The organism is Falsirhodobacter sp. alg1 (genome assembly GCF_000739715.2).
In the GTDB taxonomy this organism is placed as follows: Bacteria; Pseudomonadota; Alphaproteobacteria; order Rhodobacterales; family Rhodobacteraceae; genus Falsirhodobacter.
The window spans coordinates 1-884 of sequence record NZ_BBJC02000034.1 but is presented as its reverse complement, the minus strand read 5'-3'; the positions used below and the strand labels follow the sequence as shown (position 1 = coordinate 884).

The following is an 884-nucleotide window of genomic DNA, read 5'->3' as shown; positions in this document are numbered from 1 at the left end:
GCTATCTGATGGAGGAAATGCGCCCGGCATTGGAGGCGATGGGCTTCACCTGCCGCATTCTGGATAATCCGGTTCTGCCGCGCCTTCCGGCACTTTATGCCGAACGGATAGAGGATGCGGCCCTGCCGACGGTGCTTGGCTACGGGCATGGCGATGTCTTGTGGGGAATGGCGGGCGACTGGAAGGGTCCATCTGCTCGGCGATCGCCACGCGAAACCCCTTGCGGATCAGCCCCAGCAAATAGCTTTCGGCGGCATGATGCGGCACACCGCACATGGCGATATCCTCGCCCAGATGTTTGCCGCGTTTGGTCAGGGCGATATCCAGCGCCTCTGCCGCCATGACGGCATCGTCAAAGAACATCTCGTAAAAGTCGCCCATGCGGTAGAACAGCAGTGCGGCGGGGTGTTCTGCCTTGATCTGCAGATATTGCGCCATCATCGGCGTCGGCTCGGTCATGCTGTCCTCCGGTCTGTCGCGCCTTGTCATACGCGTTGCGCGCGGTTGCCGCAACGCGGGCAGCGGGATATGCACGTTGCAATCACATAAGCGGAGCTGCCCCATGTCGCGAAGACAATGCCCGACATGATCTTGCTGCCGCGTGATTTGTCCCTAGCCATACCCCAGCCCCTTTATGGAATGTTCCGCGCCTTCCTACGGCTTTGGCGCAGATGGGGCAAGCGCGTGCAATCGTGTGAACAGGGTGTTGATCCCCGCCATGTCGATATTCGCAAAGGCGATGCGGGCCGTTCCGTCCCCCTGTCCGGGCGGATGGAACATGGTTCCGGGAAGCATCAGGATGCCTGCGGTCTGGACAAGATGCTGGCAGAATGCCGGGGAGGACATGCCCTGAGGGTGTTGCACATAGGTAAAATAGGCCCCGC

2 pseudogenes are annotated in these 884 nt (G+C 60.6%); both read right to left on the bottom strand.

Annotation, left to right across the window (positions count from 1 at the left end):
• Positions 1-186 precede the first annotated feature (186 nt).
• Positions 187-459: pseudogene (locus tag TR36_RS13975) on the bottom strand (DNA mismatch repair protein MutS); the annotation flags it as partial.
• 195 nt (positions 460-654) lie between these two features.
• Positions 655-884: pseudogene (locus TR36_RS15825) on the bottom strand (hypothetical protein); the annotation flags it as partial.